Below are 15,666 nucleotides of genomic sequence, written 5' to 3' on the forward strand. Positions count from 1 at the left end.
CGCGGGAGGACGGGTGACGCACTCCGGCAACCCGGTGGCGGGGGTCGAGGTTCGTCCCAAGACGAACCTCGGGCCTCAGGTTCTCCCTGGGGCGAACCTCGACGGCGGAACGGGCTCCTCGAAGAACTCCCGCACGGCTCAGAAGCGCGGGTCCTCCGTGTAGGTGCCGAACACCTCGCCCATCGCCGCGCAGATCTCCCCCAGGGTGGCCTCGGCGCGGGCGGCGTCCATGATGAGCGGCACCAGGTTGCCGCGCTCCGAACGGCTCGCCTCCGTCAGCCGGGCCAGGGCGCCCTCGACCGACGGCCCGTCGCGGCGCTCGCGCCGCAGCGCCAGCACACGCTTCTGCTCGTGCTCGACCTCGTGGCCGACCCGGAGTATGTCCAGGCTCCCTGAGACGGTGTCGGTGTTGGTGGTCACACCCACGATGTTCTTGTCGCCCTTCTCCAGTGCCTGCTGGTATTGGAAGGCCGACTCGGCGATCTCGGAGCCGAAGTAGCCGTTGCCGATACCGGCGAGGATGCCCGAGGTCATCGGCCCGATGGCGTGCTCGGCCCCCTCTCCCCCGCCCATGCGCAGGATGCGGGCGAAGATCCGCTCGGCCTCCTCCTCCAGTCGGTCGGTGAGCGCCTCCAGGTACCAGGAGCCGCCGAGCGGGTCGGCGACGTTGACCACGCCGGTCTCCTCCCGGAGGACCTGCTGTGTGCGCAGGGCGATCTCGGCGGACTGCTCTGTGGGCAGCGCGAGCGTCTCGTCCAGGGCGTTGGTGTGCAGGGAGTTGGTGCCGCCCAGGACGGCGGCGAGCGCCTCCACCGTGGTGCGCACCACGTTGTTGTGGGGCTGCTGCGCGGTGAGGGACACCCCCGCGGTCTGGGTGTGGAAGCGCAGCCACAGCGCCTTCTCCGTCTTCGCGCCGAAGGTGTCGCGCATCCAGCGGGCCCAGATGCGGCGGGCGGCGCGGAACTTGGCGATCTCCTCGAAGAAGTCGATGTGGGCGTCGAAGAAGAAGGACAGTCCCGGGGCGAACGTGTCCACGTCCAGCCCGCGCGACAGCCCCAGCTCCACGTAGCCGAACCCGTCGGCCAGCGTGTAGGCGAGTTCCTGCGCGGCCGTCGCCCCAGCCTCGCGGATGTGGTATCCGGACACCGACAGCGGTTTGAAGGCGGGCACGGACTCGGCGCAGTACTCCATGAGGTCGCCGATGAGGCGCAGGTGCGGCTCCGGGGGGTAGAGCCACTCCTTCTGCGCGATGTACTCCTTGAAGATGTCGGTCTGGAGCGTGCCGTTGAGGGTGCGGGTGTCGGCGCCCTGGCGCTCGGCGGCGACCAGGTACATGCAGAACACGGGCACGGCGGGCCCGCTGATCGTCATGGACGTGGTGGTCCCGTCCAGCGGGATGCCGTCGAAGAGCACCTCCATGTCGGCCACCGAGTCGACGGCCACGCCGCAGTGGCCGACCTCGCCGAGGGCCTGCGGCGCGTCGGAGTCGTAGCCCATGAGGGTGGGCATGTCGAAGGCGACGGAGAGTCCGCCCCCTCCCCCGGCGAGGATCATCTTGTAGCGCTCGTTGGTCTGGTGCGCGTTGCCGAACCCGGCGAACTGCCGGATGGTCCACGCACGGCCCCGGTACCCGGTCGGGTGGAGACCGCGCGTGTAGGGGTACTCGCCGGGCCAGCCGATCCGCTCGAACCCGGGGGCCTCCGCGCCCGGCGGCGGTCCGTAGACGGGTTCCAGGGTGCGACCCGACAGCGAGGTGAAGTCCGCGTCGCGCTTGCGGGCGGCGTCGTAGCGGCGCTGCCAGCGCTCGCGGCCCGCCGCGATCCCCTCAGGGGAGCTGTTCGTGGTGTTGGCCATACCGAGATAGTAGGACGTCCTACTAAACATGTACAGGACCGGCCCCCGCGGCGGTTCGGGGCCGGACGGGGGTCAGCGACGCTCGGCCACCTCCGCGACGGGCTCGGGGAAGTCCCCGAAGTCCACCCTGAGCCTGGTGAACATCTCGTGCATGCGCCAGAGCTCGTCCCCGGAGTAGCAGCCCAGCCCGAAGTCCATCTCCAGGAGGGCCCGGGTGGCCTCCTCGGTCACCTCCCGGCCGGCGTCGGTGATCTCTGCCAGGACCCCGCGGCCGTCGCTCGGGTTGGGGCGGCGCCGCACGAAGCCCTGGTTCTCCAGGCGGTCGATGGTGTTGGTGACGCTGGTCGGGTGCACCATCAGCCGCTCACCGATCTTGCCCAGCGGCAGTGCCCCGGTGGAGCTGAAGGTGAGCAGGACCAGTGCCTCGTAGCGGGCGAAGGTGAGACCGAACGGCTTGAGGGCGCCGTCCAGCTCCCCGATCAGGATCTGCTGGGCGCGCATGACGGAGGTGACGGCCGCCATGGCGGGGGCCGCACCCCATCTGCGCGTCCAGTTGTCGTGTGCGCGCTCGATCGGGTCGAACGGAAGATTCAACGGGTTTCCCACGCCGTCACTCTAGCCAGGTCCTGACCCTTAGCACGCAAACGGCGGCGGAACAAGAAGAACACGAGTCCGCCTTCGGCCACTCCGGGGATGCCGTACCGGTCTGGTCCCCCAGCTCGGAAAAACCGGTCGCACAGGGTCTTCCGGCCCCTCGTGGGGCACGGTCGGCCGCAGAACGCCCGCTCCTTCTCATTGACTCGCGAAGAAACTGTTAGTTAAGTTTCCTAAAAATTAGATCGCCCACGTCACCGGGAAACCGCATGGCCCGTGCACCGCCCTCCGCCCCGTTCCGGCTCAACTCGCACGACTCCGCAAGGACCCCCCTTGTCCGCCGACCGGAGCGACCCGCTCCCCTGCGGTCGGCGCCCGCATCGCAACGACCCTGGAGACCCCCACCGTGAGAGCACGCCACACCAGATCCCGACTCGCCGCCCTGGCCGCGGCGCTGTTGGCCGCCCCACTGGCCCTGAGTCCGGTCCCGGCCGCCGCCGCGCCCGGCGAGGTGACCGTCACCTACGTCGAGACCTCCCGCTGGAACACCGGTTACGGCGGACAGCTCACCATCGAGAACGAGACCGACACCGACCTCACCGGCTGGACCATCGAGTTCGACACCGCCGACGGTGTGGACATCACCAGCCTCTGGAACGCCGTCCACAGCTCGTCGGGGAACACCCACACGGTGACCCCGCCCTCCTGGAGCCCCACCGTTCCGGCCGGCGGCAGCTACCGGATCGGCTTCAACGGCGTCCACAACGGCTCCGACACCACCCCCGCCGACTGCACGATCGACGGCGCCCCCTGCTCCGGCGGCCCCGGCGAGGACGACACCGAACCGCCCTCCGTCCCCTCCGGCCTGACCGCCACCGGCACCACGTCGAGCACCGTGTCCCTGAGCTGGTCGCAGGCCACCGACGACACCGCCGTCGCCGGATACGAGGTCCTCTCCGACGGCGCCGTGGTGCGGTCGGTGGAGGGGACCGAGGCCACCGTCGGCGGCCTGACCGCCGAGACCGAGTACACCTTCACCGTCCGCGCGTTCGACACCTCCAACAACCGCGGCGACGAGAGCGCGCCCGTCACGGCCACCACCGACGCCGATGACGGCCCCAGTGACCCCGTGGACGAGCGCCGGGTCGCCTACTTCACCCAGTGGGGTATCTACTCCCGGGGCTACCTGGTCAACGACCTGGTCACCTCCGGCACCGCGGAGCACCTCACCCACATCAACTACGCCTTCGGCAACATCAACGCCAACGGCGAGTGCTTCATGGCCAACCAGCTCGGCCAGGGCGACGCCTGGGCCGACTACGGCCGCTCGTTCAACGACGCCGAGAGCGTGGACGGCGTGGGGGACGTCTGGTCCCAGGACCTGCGCGGCAACTTCAACCAGTTGCGCGAGCTCAAGGAGGTGTACCCCAACCTCAAGGTCAACCTCTCCCTGGGTGGCTGGACCTGGTCCGAGCACTTCTCCGACGCGGCCCTGACCCAGGAGTCCCGCGAGCGCATGGTCAGCTCCTGCATCGACCAGTTCCTGCTCGGCAACCTGCCGGTCATCGACGGCGCCGGCGGCCCGGGCGCCGCCTACGGGGTCTTCGACGGCATCGACCTCGACTGGGAGTGGCCCGGCAGCGCCGGACACGAGCACAACACGGTCCGCCCCGAGGACAAGGAGAACTTCACCGCCCTGGTCCAGGAGTTCCGCGACCAGCTCGACACCCTGGAAGCCGAGACCGGCCGAGCCTACGAGCTGACCGCGTTCCTGCCCGCCGACCCCGAGAAGGTCGAGCTCGGGTTCGAGATGGCCCAGCTCATGACCGACTTCGACTTCATCACCGTGCAGGGCTACGACTACCACGGCGGCTGGGAGTCGGTGACGGGCCACCAGTCCAACATCGTCTTGGACCCCGCCGACCCCGGCCCGGACCTGTTCTCCTCGGAGATCGCCGTCCAGGCCTACCTCGACCGGGGCGTGGACCCCGCCGACATCGTGCTCGGCGTGCCCTTCTACAGCCGCGGCTGGACCGGGGTCGCCCCCGGCCCGAACGGTGACGGCCTCTTCCAGAGCGCCACGGGACCCGCCCCCGGCACCTACGAGAACGGCATCGAGGACTGGAAGGTCATCCAGGGTCTCCAGGGCTTCGACCTGTACCGCGACGACGAACTGGGGACCGCCTGGCTCTACGACGGGAACACGTTCTGGACCTATGACGACGAGGTCTCCCTGACCCAGAAGACCGACTGGGCGCAGAGCAACGGCCTGGGCGGGATCATGATCTGGTCCGTCGACGGCGACGACGCCGACGGCACCCTGATCCACGCCATCGACGCGGCGCTGAACGACTAGGCCTGTCTGCTTTGCTCCTCCGCTCCGCTTCGGAGCGTGTTCGGGCGCCCTAGAGGCCCGATGTTCTACGGCGGAGACTCCGCCTGCAGAACACTGGCGGCGCCCGAACTCACAACCCCGCTCAGGGCCTCCGCCCGCCCGTCGCCCGCCACCGCCCCCAAACGACGCCTGCGGCGCGGTTCCTTCCCGGGCGCGCTTCGGCTCGGCCCTGAGCACCGGGGCGGGCGGGCACACGTGCCCGCCCGCCCCTCCTACGTTCCGGAAGGGCCGGCGCCCAGGTCCTTCAGCAGCAGATCCGCGGCGGTGTAGGGATCGCACCGGCCCTCGGAGACCTCCTGTGCCAGGGAGTCCAGGCCGCTGCTCTCACCCGCACCGCCCATACGGGCGCGCAGCAGGTCGAGAACGATCCCCTGCACCTCCTCACGGGCGCGGGCGCGGCGCCGCTCCTCCAGAGCGCCCGAGGACTCCAGATGGGCGGCGTGCCCGTCCAGCCGCTCCCACAGCTCCTCGATCCCCTCTCCCTCGGAGGCCACCGTCATGACGATCGGCGGCTTCCACTCGTGCTCGTCGCGGTCGACCATCGCCACCATCTGGCGCAGGTCGCGCAGGGCCGACCTGGCCCCCTCGTGGTCCGCCTTGTTCACCGCGAAGACGTCGGCGACCTCCAGCACACCCGCCTTGGCCGCCTGGACCGAGTCACCCATCCCCGGCGCGCACAGCACCACCGTGGTGTCCGCCAGCCCGGCGATCTCCACCTCGGCCTGGCCCACCCCGACCGTCTCGACCAGGACCAGGTCGAACCCGGCGGCGTCCAGGACGCGCAGGGCGTGCGGAGCGGCCCAGGACAGCCCGCCCAGGTGGCCCCGGTTGGCCATGGAGCGGATGAAGACACCGGAGTCGGTGGCGTGCTCGGCCATGCGCACCCGGTCACCCAGCAGGGCGCCCCCCGTGAACGGGGACGAGGGGTCCACCGCGAGCACCGCCACCGACAGGCCGCGCCCGCGGGCCGCGCGCACGACCGCGTTCGTGACGGTGGACTTGCCGACGCCGGGAGCACCGGTGAACCCGACCACGCGGGCCCGGCCGGTGCGGGGGGACAGGCCCGCCATGATGTCGCGCAGCACGGGCACGCCATTCTCCACCAGGGTCAGCGCACGCGCCAGAGACCTGCGGTCACCGCCCAGAACCCCCTCGACCAGCGGGGCGGCCTCCATCACGCGGAGGGGACCGAGAACAGCAGGGCGTCGCCCTGGCCACCGCCCCCGCAGAGCGCCGCGGCTCCGAACCCGCCGCCCCGGCGCCGCAGCTCGTGCACCAGGTGCAGGGCGATACGCGCCCCGGAGGCGCCGATCGGGTGGCCGAGCGCGATGGCGCCGCCGTTCACGTTGACCCGGTCCTCGGAGATACCGAGGTCCTTCACCGACTGGATGCCCACGGCGGCGAACGCCTCGTTGATCTCCACGAGGTCGAGGTCCCCGACGCTCCGGCCGGCCTTGCCCAGCGCGTGGACGATCGCGTTGGAGGGCTGGGAGTGGAGGGAGTTGTCGGGTCCGGCGACGTTGCCGTGCGCACCGATCTCGGCGAGGACGGGGGCACCCAGTTCCTCCGCCTTGGCGCGGCTCATCACGACGACGGCGGCGGCGCCGTCGGAGATCTGCGAGGAGGACCCGGCGGTGATGGTGCCCTCGGCGCCGAAGGCCGGGCGCAGCCGGGCCAGGCTCTCCACGGTGGTGTCGGGGCGGACTCCCTCGTCGGTGTCGAAGACGACCGGCTCGCCCTTGCGCTGTGGGATCTCCACCGGCACGATCTCGTCGGCGAAGCGGCCCTCCGCGGCGGCCGCGGCGGCGCGCTGGTGGGACCGGGCCGCGAAGGCGTCCTGCTCCCGGCGGCCGATGCCGAGCTTGGCGTTGAACCGCTCGGTCGAGGCGCCCATGGACTCGTTGTCGAAGGCGTCCGTGAGACCGTCGTGCGCGGTGGCGTCGATGACCTCGACGGAGCCGTACCTGTACCCCTTGCGGGCCCCGGGCAGCAGGTGCGGGGCGTTGGTCATCGACTCCATCCCGCCCGCGACCACGATGTCGAACTCCCCGGCCGTGATGAGCTGGTCGGCCAGGGCGATCGCGTCCAGGCCCGACAGGCACACCTTGTTGATGGTGACGGAGGGGACCCCCAGGGGGATGCCCGCCTTCACCGCGGCCTGGCGGGACGGGATCTGCCCGGCCCCCGCCTGGAGCACCTGTCCCATGACCACGTATCCGACCTGCGCGCCGTCGATACCGGCGCGCTCCAGCGCCGCCCTGATCGCCAGCCCCCCGAGGTCGGCGGCGGAGAATCCGGCGAGGGAGCCGAGGAGTCTGCCGGTGGGTGTCCTGGCCCCACCCGCGATGACGGAACCGGGCATCGTGTATGGCCTCCATGCGACGGGTAACGCTACTGATCTGTCACGATACCCGTACAGCGTTCACCGACGCCTCGAAGGGAAGCGCATGAGCGACGTACCCGGCCCGGCCGCGGGCCTCACCAGGCTGGACCACGTGGGGATCGCGTGCCGCGACCTCGACGCCTCGATCGCGTTCTACCGCCGCACCTACGGGTTCGAGGTCGAGCACGAGGAGGTGAACGAGGAGCAGGGCGTCCGCGAGGCCATGCTGCGGGTCAACGGCACCGACGACGGAGGGGCCACGTACCTGCAACTGCTCGAACCCACCCGCCCGGACTCCCCCGTGGCGAAGTTCCTCGACCGCAACGGCGAGGGCGTGCACCACATCGCGTTCGGCACCCACGGCGTGGCGGACAGCGCCGGAGCCGTCGGCGCGGCCGGTGTACGCGTCCTGGACGCCGAGCCCCGCCGGGGCACCCACGGTTCGCGCATCGTGTTCCTGCACCCGAAGGACTGTGGGGGCGTACTCACCGAACTGGTGGAGAGCTGCGGCCAAGCCGACTAAACTGTCCAGACCACGGCCTGGCCGGAGACGGACATCACAGGGGCGTTCCGGACACATCACGGATTGGGCCCCAAGGCGGGGACAGGACCCACCAGCCCGCCGGAAGTTACCCGAAACCCTCTTCCCACGGCTGGTCCGCTTGATAAAGTCACTTAGCCGCCGGAGCGCATTCCGGCGAGGTCCGTGTCTTGCGGTCCGACGGCCGCGCGCACCCCGAACCGCCCGCCCGCCGGGGGCGTCGCACCTCTCTCCTTACGCCCCGGACACTCGCAAGCCAACCGTCTCGCACCCGTTCAGGATCCCGCCACATGTCGTCAAACAACATTGACACCCAGCTCAACAACATCTTCAACGAGGACAACACCCCGCCCGAGTTCGACGTGGTGCTGCGTGGATACGACCGCGCCCAGGTGGACGACTACGCCGCCGGCCTGCGCAACGAGCTGGAGCAGTCCGCGAAACAGGCCGAGAAGTACAAGGCCGAGCTGAACGCGAAGAACCGCCAGCTCCAGGAGCGCGAGCGTCCCTCCTACTCCGGCCTGGGCTCGCGGATCGAGGAGCTGCTCCGCCTCGCCGAGGAGCAGGCCAACGAGCTCGTCCAGAGCGCGCAGATCGACGCCAACGACATCCGCTCCGCCGCCAAGATCGAGGCCGCGGAGATGCGGGCCGCCGCGGAGTCGGAGGCCACCGAGGTGCGGGCCCTCGCCCAGCGAGAGGCCGACGAGCAGCGCCAGTCCGCCGAGTCCGAGGCCGAGGAGATCTCCACCACGGCCCGCCGCGAGGCCGACGAGCTGACCTCCACCACCGAACGCGAGGTGCAGAAGAAGCGCTCCGCGGTTGACCACGAGATCGCGGAGAAGCGCGCCACCTTCGAGGGTGAGATCGCCAAGCTGCGCACCACCACCGAACGCGAGTGCGCCCAGGCCCGCGCCGCGGCCAAGCGCGAGCGGGACGAGACGCTCCAGTCGGCCAAGAGCCAGGCCGAGGAGACGATCAAGAACGCCGAGCGCGCCGCCGCCGAGTCCGAGGCCCGCCGGACCGAGGCCGAGGACCAGTTCGAGCTCCAGCTCGCCGACCGCCGTGCCGAGGCCGAGCGCCAGGACGCCGAGCGCCTGGCCGCCGCGCAGGCCGCCACCCAGAAGATGGTCAGCGAGGCCGAGGAGCGGGCCAACAGCGCCGAGCAGCGGGCCACCAAGGCCAGCCAGCAGGCCGAGCAGACCCGCCGCGACGCCGAGAACCACGCCAAGCAGTTGGTCGGCAACGCCAAGAAGAACGCGGCCCAGATCGACGCGGAGGCCAAGTCCAAGGCCGAGCACCGGGTCTCCGACGCCAAGGCGGAGGCCAACCGCATCATGACCGCCGCCAAGAAGGAGGTCGACGAGCTCAACGCGCAGCGCGACAGCATCCAGTCGCACCTCCAGCAACTGCGCCAGCTCCTCGGTGGCGGCGGTGCCCCGGTCCCGGCCGCCCCGCCGGCGCCCGCACCCGCGGCGATCCAGCAGGAGGCGCCCGCCGCCAAGCAGCCGGCCGCGGCCGGCAAGGGCGCCGAGGACGACGAGAACTGGTGGGAGGAGTAGGGAGCCGGCCGCGCAGCGGCCGACCCTCCCCGGTCACCTGACAAAGGGCCCGCACCGAGCGTTTGAACTGCTCCCCGGAAGTTGGACTGAGAAATCGGTTCCGCTTCCGGGGAGTATGTGCATGAACCCGCATAGTTCGCTCACCAGCGAGCAGCGCGCTGCCGCTGTAGACCTGTTCGAGGCCGGTCACGGCTTCAAGGCCACGGCCTCGCCGCTCGGTGTGGGCCCTCGCCGGTTCCGGGCCTTTGGTCAGGCCAGGGGCATGACGTCCCGCTCGTGGGGGCCGTCCCACTCGGTGGGCAACGGGTGGGCCGCGGGGTTGACGCACCGGACGATCTCGTCGAGCACACGCCGGACGTAGGGCTCGCCCACCCACAGGTGCTTGGCACCGTCGACCCCGACGACCTCCGCCTGGCCGAGCGGCGCGAACCGCTTTCGGGCCTCGTCGGGCCTGAGGTAGTCGTCGTGCTCGGGGACGAGCGCCACGACCGGCTTGCCGGACCCGTCCCACACCGCCATGTCCGACTCGTCGGCGCGGTGCAGCGGAGGCGACAGCAGGATCGCGCCCCGCACCTGGGGGTCGCACCCCCACTTGAGGGCCAGTTCGGTGCCGAAGGACCAGCCGAGGAGCCAGGGGTTCGGCAGTTCCTCGAACTCGGTGAACTCGATGGCCGCCAGCACGTCGTGCCGCTCGGTCTCCCCCTCGCCGAACTCGCCCTCGCTGGTGCCGTGGCGCGAGGACGTCCCGCGGGTGTTGAACCGCAGCACGGCGACGTTCGCCAGGGCCGGCAGGCGGAACGACGCCTTGCGCAGCACATGGCTGTCCATCATGCCCTCGGCGGTGGGCAGCGGGTGCAGGCACACCAGCGTGGCGACGGGCTCCCCGCCCTCGGGCAGGGCGAGTTCGCCGACCAGCTCCAGCCCGTCGGCGGTGTGCAGCGTGATGGGCCGGCGTACGGCGGGCAACACCGTGGTGGCTCGGATCTCCATGGTTCCTCGAATTTCCGGTGGTGGGCCGCGGTCAGTAGGGGGATCTGGGGGACCGGCTGGCGCGCCGGTCCCAGCATGAGGAGTGCCAGTGGCGCCGGTCCCCGCCGTCGCCGTAGGGACGCCAGGCGACGACGTGGGGCATACCGAGGGGGATCTCCTGGGCGCACCCGGGGCACCGGTAGACCTTGGTGGCCGACGCCCCGGGGATACGGCGCGTCACCCACTCGCCGTCGGGGCCGGTCTCCCGGCGCTGGCCCCCGGTGATACGCAGCATGAGGGCGTCCTCGTCGGGCGGGCCTCCGGAGGCGCGGCGACCACGGGAGGACTTGCGGCGGGAAGAGTTTCGGCGCGGGCTCACACGTTCCAGGGTAGGAGCTCGGCTGTGCCTACGGTCCCTCGCGGGCTCGGGACGCCGCTCGCGCTGCTCCCGCTCGTTGCCTGTCGACCGGACGAGGGATCGGGCGGTGCTCGGGCGCCCCGGGACCCGGCGGCCTCAGTGGTGGTCGTGCTCGGCGTCGGGCAGCCGGTCCATGAGCAGCGGCGCTGGGGCCGCGATCGTGGTCAGGCCGTACTCGCCCATGGCGACCAGGGTCGTGACGACGGACTCGGCGCCGCGCTCCTCCAGGAGTTCGGTCGGGCCCTTGGGGTAGCCGCAGCCGAACCGCATGGCGGTGTCGACGTCGGCGGCCGTGGCGTAGCCGTCGCCGATCATGCGCAGGGCGTCGTCGATCTGCGGGGCGAGGAGCATCTCGCCCAGGTCCAGGAGCTCCTCCTCGCGGACCATCTCCGCGAGACGGCTGGTGCGGTCCGGCTCTGCGGGATCGTCCTTGCCCTCGTAGAAGCCACGGCCGGTCTTGCGGCCGAGGCGGCCCGCGGCCACCATCCGGCGCAGCAGCGGGGCGGCGGCGTACCGGGGGTCGCGGAACTCCTCCCACAGCACGTCCATGACGGCCAGGCACACGTCCAGGCCGACCATGTCTGCGAGTGTGAGCGGCCCCATGGGCAGGTTCGCGGCCTTGCGGACGGAGGCGTCGATCTCCTCACGGGTGGCCACGCCCCGCTCATAGAGGCGGACGGCGTCGTTGATGTAGGGCACCAGGAGCGCGTTGGCGACGAACCCGGCGCGGTCCCCGACCGTGACGGGCGTCTTGCCGATGCGCTTGGCCACCTCGGTGGCGACGGCGGTCATCTCCGGCCCGGTGGCGACGGTGGTGACGACCTCGACCAGCTTCATGACCGGTGCCGGGTTGAAGAAGTGCAGGCCGACGACCTTGTCGGGGCGGCTGGTGAGCGCGGCGATCTCGGTGACCGACAGCGAGGAGGTGTTGGTGGCCAGGACCGTTCCCGGTGGGCAGATTCGGTCCAGGTCGCCGAAGACGTCGCGCTTGAGGTCCATGCGCTCGGGCACGGCCTCGACGACGAAGTCCGCGTCCGAGAGGTCCTCTCGGGAGGTGGTGAACGTGAGTCGGGCGTCGATCGCGGCGCGCTCGTCCCCGGTGATCCGTTCCTTGGCGACCGCTCGGGACAGGGAGGTGTCGACGTGGCCGCGGCCGCGTTCGAGGGCCGCCTGGTCGATCTCGACTCCAGTGACGTCGAACCCGGCGCGGGCGAACACCTCGGCGATGCCCGCTCCCATCGTGCCGAGCCCGACCACTCCGACCTTCGTGAATTCCTGCAACATGAGCCCCACCCTAGACCGAAGGCCCCACCCGGAGGGTGGTGCCGCCTCTTGGACGCCACCAAGGCTACTGGCCAGTAACACAGGGCGGACCCCGCACACGCCGTTCCGGGCCCACGAATCCGGGCCCGTCCGCTTCCGGGAGGCGGTAACGTGACCGCCGTGCGTCTCGTCATCGCCCGGTGCAGCGTCGACTACGTCGGCCGGCTCACCGCACACCTGCCCATGGCCCCCCGCCTGATCCTCGTCAAGGCGGACGGAAGCGTGTCCATCCACGCCGACGATCGGGCCTTCAAACCGCTGAACTGGATGAACCCGCCGTGCAAGCTCCGTGAGGAGACCGTGGCCGACGGACCCGACGTCTGGACGGTCACCCACGGCAAGTCGGGCGAGAAACTCGTGCTGACCGTCGAAGAGGTCATGCACGACAGTTCACACGAACTGGGCCGGGACCCCGGCCTCCAGAAGGACGGCGTCGAGGCGCACCTCCAGGAGCTGCTCGCCGAGCACATCACCACGCTCGGGGAGGGCTACACCCTGATCCGCCGCGAGTACCCGACCGCCATCGGGCCGGTCGACATCCTGTGCCGCGACGCGGAGGGGGCCACGGTCGCCGTGGAGCTGAAGCGGCGCGGCGAGATCGACGGCGTGGAGCAACTGACCCGCTACCTGGAACTGCTCAACCGGGACCCCACCCTGGCCCCGGTGCACGGGGTCTTCGCGGCCCAGGAGATCAAGCCGCAGGCCCGGGTTCTGGCCGAGGACCGGGGGATTTCCTGCGTGGTGCTGGACTACGACGAGCTGCGCGGGATCGAGCCGGACGTCCTCCGCCTGTTCTGACCTCGGGGCCGCCTCAGGGCCCGTCCCCGATGCGCGCGGGGCGCCGTGGGCGGGAGGATCGAACTATGGTTGGGAGCATGAGCGAGATCCCCCCTTCGGACCGCGGCCGGATGCGCGCCTCGGACGCCGACCGCGACTCGGTCGCCCACAGACTGCGGGAGGCCCTCGCCGAGGGCAGGCTCGACCCGGACGAACACAGCGAGCGCCTGGACGCCGTCTACCGGGCCAAGACCCTCGGTGAACTGGTCCCCCTGACCGAGGACCTGCCCGCACCGGACGAGGGGACCGGGTCCGTCGCGGTCCCGGCCGACTTCCACTCGCCCCGCCCCGCCGGGGGACGGATCACCTCCGCCGGTCCCACCAGCCGCCTGGCGATCGCGATCATGGGCGGGGCCGACCGGGCCGGAAGCTGGGTGGTGCCCAAGCAGTTCTTCGCCACCGCGCTCATGGGCGGGGTGGAGCTGGACCTGCGCGAGGCGTACTTCACCTCGCGCGAGACGAGCATCTGGGTGGGCGCCGTCATGGGCGGGGTCGAGATCCGGGTGCCCGACGACGTCCAGGTGCGCGTCCACGGGCTACCGATCATGGGCGGGTTCAGCGGGGGCCTGCGCCAGCCGAGCACGGTGCCCTCCGACGCCCCGATCGTGCACATCCGAGGTCTGGCCGTGATGGGCGGTGTGGAGGTCAGGTACAAGCGGCGCGCCTACCAGCGCGAGGAGGACGGGGACTGATCCTCTCTCGCATCCGCCCGGTGCTCCGCGGGTGTAAGGGCGAATCAGATCACAGCGGCGGCTGTTCTGTCAGCTTTGTGGCCGATTGCGGCAATCTCACGTAGAGGTACTTGTCGAACGCGCTCCGCCGGTGTCGGATGGCAACGGTCCCATCACCCACCGAGGTGTCCGTCCCCCCGCAAGGGCGTGACGGCCCCCGTACCGGAGGAGCACCGTTGCATCCGACCCACCCCCGCGCCCGACGACGCCGGAAGGACCTTCCCGCCGGACGGCGGACGGCGGCCGGGCTCACCGCCGTTCTGACAGCCGCCGCCTCCCTGGCCCTGGCGGCGCCGGCCCACGCGGACCCGCAGGACAACGCCCCCGAGCACACACACGACCGCGCCGGATGGCCTGACAGACACGACAGACACGACAGGTCGCTCCCGGACCGGGTGACCGCCTGGCGGATCGAGCGCCACATGGCCAACCTCGCCACCATCGCCCGCTACAACGGCGGCAACCGCGCCTCGGGCACCCCCGGCTACGACGTCGCCGCCCTGTACGTGGAGAACCAGTTGGAGCGGGCCGGGTACGAGCCCTACCGCGACACCTACGAGTACACGGCCTGGGAGGAGCTCTCCGACGCGGTCCTGAGCCGGACCGGCTCCGACCCGGTCGGCTACGAGGTCGGTACCGATTACATCAGCATGGCCTACTCGGCCGCCGGCGACGTGACCGCCCCGGCCGTGGCGGTGGACGCCGACAGCGGTGACAGCGGCTGTACGCCCGAGGACTTCGCGGGCTTCCCCGAGGGAGCCATCGCGATCACCGTGCGCGGTGCCTGCTCCTTCGCGTTGAAGACCCAGAACGCGGCCGACGCCGGGGCCGCCGCCGTCCTGGTCGTCAACAGCGCCGACGAGGTGTTCTCGGGAACCGTGTCCACCCCCTCCGAGATCCCGGTGCTCGGCGTCTCCGGCGCCGCGGGCGCACCGCTGCTCGCCGCGGGCGAGGGGCTGGAGCTGCGGGTGGCGGTGGACTCCCTCACCGAGACCCGCGAGTCCTTCAACGTCATCGCCGAGACCGAGGGCGGGAGCGGCGACAACGTCGTGGTGGCCGGCGGCCACCTCGACAGCGTCGAGGAGGGGGCGGGCGTCAACGACAACGGCAGCGGTGTCGCCTTCCTCCTGGAGAGCGCCATCCAGTTGGCCCGGCAGGACGATCCGAACAACAAGGTCCGCTTCGCCTTCTGGGGCACCGAGGAGAGCGGCCTGGTCGGCTCCACCGAGTACGTCGAGGGGCTGAGCGCCGAACAGGTCGACGACATCGCCCTGTACCTCAACTTCGACATGATCGGCTCCCACAACTACGCCCGGTTCGTCCTGGACGGCGGCATGGAGCTGCCCGGATCGGGACAGGCGCCCTCCGGTTCCGGGGCGATCGCCCAGGTCTTCGCGGAGTACTTCGAGGACCGGGGGCAGGTCAGCGAACCGGGCGTGCTGAGCGGCCGCAGCGACTACGCGCCCTTCGCCCAAGCGGGGATTCCGGTCGGCGGCCTGTTCAGCGGCGCCGACGGGGTCAAGACCGAGGAACAGGTGGAGTGGTACGGCGGGGTCGCGGGCGAGACCTTCGACCCGTATTACCACACCGCGGAGGACACCCTGGCCAACGTCAACCGCGACTCCCTGGACGAGCTGTCCGACGCCGGCGCCCACGGGATCGAGTTCTTCGCCGAGAGCACCCTCCCGGTGAACGGTGTGCTGCGCAGGGCCGCGGGGCCCGAGTTCGCGAGGCTGGGCCAGGAGTGGCTCCGCTAGGAACGGCGCGCAACGCCCCTTCGGACAGACGGGGCGGACGGCGTGAACCCCCCGGTTCCACGCCGTCCGCCCCGCGCGGCGCCTCCCCCTCCGCTGCACCCGGGCGACCCCCTCACCAACCGCCTCGGATGCGCGACCGACACCGCACGGAAACCACGTTGAGTAGCTCCCCGTGTGCAACACGCTATCAGTGACTCAGAGCACATGAACCCCATGAGATCAAACGGTTATCCTCGGTCACAACACGATCGGCCAAGCCCGGATACGGCCGCTGGACACCGTCCCGCGCGAAACGCGTTCTAGGC

The 15,666-nt window shown here is 71.0% G+C and carries 13 protein-coding genes; 6 read left to right on the forward strand and 7 right to left on the reverse strand.

Annotated elements, in window-relative coordinates; all coding sequences use genetic code 11:
* Positions 1-138: 138 nt before the first annotated feature.
* Positions 139-1,854: an acyl-CoA mutase large subunit family protein gene (locus tag ACFHWE_RS06320; RefSeq protein WP_416599664.1), complete on the reverse strand. Its 1,716-nt coding sequence runs from the start codon at positions 1,852-1,854 to the stop codon at positions 139-141.
* A 72-nt stretch (positions 1,855-1,926) separates the two neighbouring features.
* Entirely contained in the window at positions 1,927-2,448 is a 522-nt protein-coding gene (locus tag ACFHWE_RS06325; RefSeq protein WP_416599792.1) for a MarR family winged helix-turn-helix transcriptional regulator, read from the reverse strand.
* A 406-nt stretch (positions 2,449-2,854) separates the two neighbouring features.
* On the opposite strand from ACFHWE_RS06325, the gene ACFHWE_RS06330 reads away from it, so the two are divergent.
* On the forward strand, positions 2,855-4,804 hold the full coding sequence (locus tag ACFHWE_RS06330; protein ID WP_416599665.1) for a glycosyl hydrolase family 18 protein: 1,950 nt from the start codon (positions 2,855-2,857) through the stop codon (positions 4,802-4,804).
* A gap of 251 nt (positions 4,805-5,055) precedes the next feature.
* Here ACFHWE_RS06330 and meaB read toward each other — a convergent pair whose 3' ends face one another.
* Both meaB and ACFHWE_RS06340 read right to left on the reverse strand, forming a co-directional pair.
* The gene (gene meaB, locus ACFHWE_RS06335) at positions 5,056-6,018 is read right to left on the reverse strand and encodes a methylmalonyl Co-A mutase-associated GTPase MeaB (RefSeq protein WP_416599666.1); all 963 of its coding nucleotides are present in this window, start codon (positions 6,016-6,018) and stop codon (positions 5,056-5,058) included.
* Positions 6,018-7,205 (reverse strand): acetyl-CoA C-acetyltransferase, encoded by a 1,188-nt coding sequence (locus ACFHWE_RS06340; protein WP_416599667.1) that lies wholly within the window; start codon positions 7,203-7,205, stop codon positions 6,018-6,020. The genes meaB and ACFHWE_RS06340 overlap by 1 nt, the downstream gene beginning before the upstream one ends.
* 85 nt (positions 7,206-7,290) lie before the next feature.
* Between ACFHWE_RS06340 and mce the strand changes: the two genes are divergently transcribed.
* Together mce and ACFHWE_RS06350 are read left to right on the forward strand one after the other, a co-directional pair.
* Positions 7,291-7,749, forward strand: coding sequence for a methylmalonyl-CoA epimerase (gene mce, locus ACFHWE_RS06345; RefSeq protein ID WP_416599668.1), 459 nt, complete (start codon positions 7,291-7,293; stop codon positions 7,747-7,749).
* A gap of 308 nt (positions 7,750-8,057) precedes the next feature.
* Complete coding sequence (locus tag ACFHWE_RS06350) at positions 8,058-9,326, forward strand: DivIVA domain-containing protein (protein ID WP_416599669.1); 1,269 nt, start codon at positions 8,058-8,060, stop codon at positions 9,324-9,326.
* Between the two features lie 249 nt (positions 9,327-9,575).
* Here ACFHWE_RS06350 and ACFHWE_RS06355 read toward each other — a convergent pair whose 3' ends face one another.
* The 3 genes from ACFHWE_RS06355 to ACFHWE_RS06365 form a co-directional block, all read right to left on the reverse strand.
* Complete coding sequence (locus tag ACFHWE_RS06355) at positions 9,576-10,316, reverse strand: alpha/beta hydrolase (RefSeq protein ID WP_416599670.1); 741 nt, start codon at positions 10,314-10,316, stop codon at positions 9,576-9,578.
* A 31-nt stretch (positions 10,317-10,347) separates the two neighbouring features.
* Positions 10,348-10,674: an ATP/GTP-binding protein gene (locus ACFHWE_RS06360; protein ID WP_416599671.1), complete on the reverse strand. Its 327-nt coding sequence runs from the start codon at positions 10,672-10,674 to the stop codon at positions 10,348-10,350.
* Positions 10,675-10,809: 135 nt separating this feature from the next.
* Positions 10,810-11,997 (reverse strand): 3-hydroxybutyryl-CoA dehydrogenase, encoded by a 1,188-nt coding sequence (locus ACFHWE_RS06365; protein ID WP_416599672.1) that lies wholly within the window; start codon positions 11,995-11,997, stop codon positions 10,810-10,812.
* A 159-nt stretch (positions 11,998-12,156) separates the two neighbouring features.
* Here ACFHWE_RS06365 and nucS point away from each other — a divergent pair, with 159 nt between their 5' ends.
* The 3 genes from nucS to ACFHWE_RS06380 all read left to right on the forward strand — a co-directional run bounded on the left by nucS (position 12,157) and on the right by ACFHWE_RS06380 (position 15,361).
* Positions 12,157-12,834 (forward strand): endonuclease NucS, encoded by a 678-nt coding sequence (gene nucS, locus ACFHWE_RS06370; RefSeq protein WP_416599793.1) that lies wholly within the window; start codon positions 12,157-12,159, stop codon positions 12,832-12,834.
* Between the two features lie 65 nt (positions 12,835-12,899).
* On the forward strand, positions 12,900-13,565 hold the full coding sequence (locus ACFHWE_RS06375) for a DUF1707 SHOCT-like domain-containing protein (RefSeq protein WP_416599673.1): 666 nt from the start codon (positions 12,900-12,902) through the stop codon (positions 13,563-13,565).
* A 215-nt stretch (positions 13,566-13,780) separates the two neighbouring features.
* Positions 13,781-15,361, forward strand: a complete 1,581-nt coding sequence (locus ACFHWE_RS06380; protein ID WP_416599674.1) for a M20/M25/M40 family metallo-hydrolase — start codon at positions 13,781-13,783, stop codon at positions 15,359-15,361.
* The last annotated feature ends 305 nt before the right edge of the window (positions 15,362-15,666 follow it).

It is taken from the genome of Nocardiopsis sp. LOL_012, from assembly GCF_048060475.1.
Classification (GTDB): domain Bacteria; phylum Actinomycetota; class Actinomycetes; order Streptosporangiales; family Streptosporangiaceae; genus Nocardiopsis.